A 3,391-nucleotide genomic window follows, 5' to 3' on the forward strand; every position below is an offset into this window, starting at 1 on the left:
TGGCGGCGGCCGTCACCAGCATGCCCATGGAGGTCTTGAGGGTCTTCATGAGCGAGGCTGCGTAGGGCGAGCACGCCTCGTACTGCTGCTCGAGATTGGCGAAAACCTCGGGGCTCTGGCTTGCCATGCGGAAGAGCGGCTGCTCGAGAAGCGCCTCTTGCACGGCCTTCACCGTCTCCTCGCTCTCGCCAGCGGCCGCCTCGAGCTCGCGGGTGAGGCGAGCAGCGTTGCTGATCGTGGCGTCAGCGCCGGCCTGGGCCGCTGCATTGGCGCTCTGGATACAGTCTTTGACCGTCGCTTCCGGCAGGACGCGCATGAGCGCGAAGCCGAGGATCTGGTTCTGCAGCTCCTGGTGGAAGATCTTCTTCGCCTCGAAGGTCTGACCGCGCCCCTTGAGCGCGCTCGCCACCTCTTCAGCGCCGCACACGGCAAGACAGAGCTTCTTCGTCTCCGCCATGTAGATGAATGAGTTGCCAGCCGTGGCCTGGCGCAGGGCCTGGGTCACCTCATTGAATGCCGGTGGGGCAACGGGCGCCGCGACCGGTGATGCAAACGGGGATTGATAGAACATGGCTGCTCCTTCCGCCGCTGGGTCAGGCCGAGGTCTCGGCCGCAGAGCTGTCTTCTGTCGACGCTTGTGCCTGCATCTGCTCGCGCAGGTTGTAGAGCAGCGTCTCCTTGTCACTGCCGTCGTGGGGGAAGATGAGAATCACCGACCGCAGATCAACAGCCACGGCAAGGCCGCTCTCCGGGTGGGAGAAGGTGAGCTGCGTGAACTTCTCCACGATCTTCGATTGCACCGTCTCGGCGCCGGTCCGGCCAGTCTCCGGCAGCACGAGCAGCACCTGCTGACCCCAGCGCACCGAGATGTCGATGTCGCGGATGACGGGGTCGATGGTACGTCCGAGGCCCTTGAGAATGGTGTACAGCATGTCGCTGCGCGCGGCATCGTCGAGACGCGGCTCGAACAAGATGAAGGCAAGCTCCCGGTTGAAGCGGCGCGCGCGCTGGATCTCGTTGTCGAGATCACTCCGAAGATACTGGTCGGTGGTCATTCCCGTGAGCCGATCTTTATCCGCCATGCCGAGATCCTCTCTCCCCGCTGATGGTCGCCCTGCTGAGTCGCACTCGAAGCGGCGGGCCACCGCGCGCAGTCTGGACGTTCCCGGCCCTGCGCTGCCTCGGTGCTTCTTCGGCACGGGGCGCCCCCCCTGCCGGCCTGCTCTCCGCACCGAGACCAGGCACACTCAGAGATCTCGCGCGCAGCGGAACCCGATGACCCCTTCAGTGTGATCCGGGGGCGCCGCGTGACGCACGCTGCACCGCAGGTCGACCGGGTCGTTCGAACGCCATGACCCTCCCCGAAGCACCCGTCTGGCCGTGCCGTTCACGACAGCGGGACTGCCGTAGGGGCCGTACCAGGTGTCGGTCCACTCCCAGACGTTGCCCGCCAGGTCGTGGCAGCCGAACACGGAGGCGCCGCGCGGGTGGCTTCCCACAGACAATGCGCCACGAGAGAGACCCTCGGCGTCGTGGCGGCACGCATGCTGGTCCCAGTGGTCTCCCCAGGGGTAGCGGCGGCCGTCCCAGCCACGCGCCGCGTACTCCCACTCCTCTTCGGTGGGAAGGCGCAGCCCAGCCCACCGACAGTAGGCGCTTGCGTCTTCGAAGGTCACCCGCGAGACGGCGGCGTTGAGGCCCCAGCTGCGGCCGCTCGTGGCCCACTCGCCACCGGCCTCATAGTTGGTGGCATCGACGAAGCGCTTGAACTGGGCGCTCGTGACAGGATGCTTCGCCATCCAGAAACCGCCGCACAGAAGGCTTCGCACCGGCTTCTCGTCCGGCCGATCGTTCGACCCCATCTGGAATCGACCCGCAGGGATCTGGACCATCACGCTGCCATCGATGGTGTTCTCGGCCTCCTCGAAACCGTGCTCGTTGGTGCCGCGCATGCGCAGACCGAAGATGGCCGTGGGCGGCGCGGCGGAAAGGCGACGCGGCGACGCGGACACGTGACGAGGCGGCCCCGGCACAGTCGGCGTGCCCGCGGGCGGCGGAACGACGGCACGGCGCACATTGAGGCCCCCTCCTGAGGGGGGGGTGCTCTCGAGCGCGGAGCGCATCGCGGCAGCGCTCGCGAAGCGCTTCTGCGGATCGAGCACCAGCGATCGCTCGAGGACCTGCCGAAGCCGAGCCGATACCCCCGGCACCCGCATCTCGATGGGGTCGAAGTGAAAGGGCACAAGCGGGGGGCAACCGCTCAGCAGGTGATGCAGGGTTGCCCCGAGTGCATAGAGGTCAGACCGCGGCTCGGCTCTGCCGCGATACTGCTCGGGCGGTGCGTACCCGGCGGTTCCGATGGACGTGCCCGTGACCATCTGCAAAGGGCGGGCGATACCGAAGTCGATGAGCACGATGCATCCATCCGCGCGGCGACGCATGAGATTCGACGGCTTGATGTCGCGGTGCAGCACCGGAGGGCTCTGCCCGTGCAGGTACACCAGCACCTCGAGCACCTGCAGCGCGATCTCGATCACCTCCGTCTCGGCGAGACCGGAAGCCTTCGTTGCAGCGAGACGTCGCTCGAGACTCTCCCCCTCGATGAAGTCCTGCACCAGATAGTGGCGCCCGCGCTCGGTGAAGGCGTCGTGCACGCGTGGAAGCGATGGATGTGACAAGGCAGCCAACAGGCGACCTTCGCGTGCGAAGCGCTCCACCGCTTGATTGATGTCGATCTGAGTGGCGCCAACGATGGACATCTCCTTCAAGGCATAGATCCGGGACGCCCCCAGGTCGACCGCACGGTAGACCGCTCCCATGGCGCCGCGTCCCACACAGGATTCGATTCGATAGCGGCCGCGCAGCGTCTCGCCTGCGCGAAGCCGGGACTGACTCGCGCCACAGGTGCTGCAGAATGCGGTCGACGGGGCACAGGGCGCGCCGCAATCCGGACAGGTCATTGACTCGTACTCCTTCCACCTGTGTCAGACGAGTGGGCACTGCGGCCCGCCCCTCCCAGAGCCACTCACACGGGACGCGCAATCAGCGCGCAGGGCCTGCCCTCAGGCGCCCTTGTCCCGCCAGACGGTGCCGTCGCCCAGCAGCTGCTTCACCGAATCGAACAACGCGTCATTGGGACGCACAGCAAACGCGTCGTCGAGCGCCATCAGCGACGTTCCGCCTGCGCTCACCAGATGCAGATAGACCGAGTTCGGTCCGGGGAACCGGAGCAGGATGTCACGCAGCGCCAACATCTTGTCGCGGTGCTGCTGCTCGAGACGGATGTGCACGGGCGCGTCGAGCACGGGGAGCACGTAGGCGAGAGGCGCGGGGGGAGGGGGCTCCTTGGGCTTCTCTTTCACGGGCCTGGGCGCGCTCTGGGCAGGGCGCG

At 66.9% G+C, this 3,391-nt stretch carries 4 protein-coding genes; all 4 read right to left on the reverse strand.

The genetic code is table 11. The annotated features are described in order from the left end of the window. The coding region (locus EB084_22040) for a hypothetical protein (GenBank protein ID NDD30945.1) at positions 1-571 on the reverse strand (571 nt) is incomplete at its 3' end. Between the two features lie 22 nt (positions 572-593). Then, a complete protein-coding gene (locus EB084_22045) occupies positions 594-1,082 on the reverse strand; it encodes a diguanylate cyclase (GenBank protein NDD30946.1) in 489 nt (162 codons plus the stop codon). A 165-nt stretch (positions 1,083-1,247) separates the two neighbouring features. Then, positions 1,248-2,960 carry a hypothetical protein gene (locus EB084_22050; protein NDD30947.1) on the reverse strand — a complete coding sequence of 571 codons (1,713 nt, stop codon included), beginning with the start codon at positions 2,958-2,960 and terminating at the stop codon, positions 1,248-1,250. 102 nt (positions 2,961-3,062) lie between these two features. Then, on the reverse strand, positions 3,063-3,362 hold the full coding sequence (locus EB084_22055) for a hypothetical protein (protein ID NDD30948.1): 300 nt from the start codon (positions 3,360-3,362) through the stop codon (positions 3,063-3,065). Positions 3,363-3,391 lie beyond the last annotated feature (29 nt).

The sequence above is a fragment of the Pseudomonadota bacterium genome, assembly GCA_010028905.1.
Classification (GTDB): Bacteria; Vulcanimicrobiota; Xenobia; order RGZZ01; family RGZZ01; genus RGZZ01.

What these genes read in the sequence shown, in the direction of transcription:
- EB084_22045 (NDD30946.1), bottom strand. Translation starts at nt 1,082, where the DNA reads ATGGCGGATAAAGATCGGCTCACGGGAATGACCACCGACCAGTATCTT.
- EB084_22050 (NDD30947.1), bottom strand. Translation starts at nt 2,960, where the DNA reads ATGACCTGTCCGGATTGCGGCGCGCCCTGTGCCCCGTCGACCGCATTC.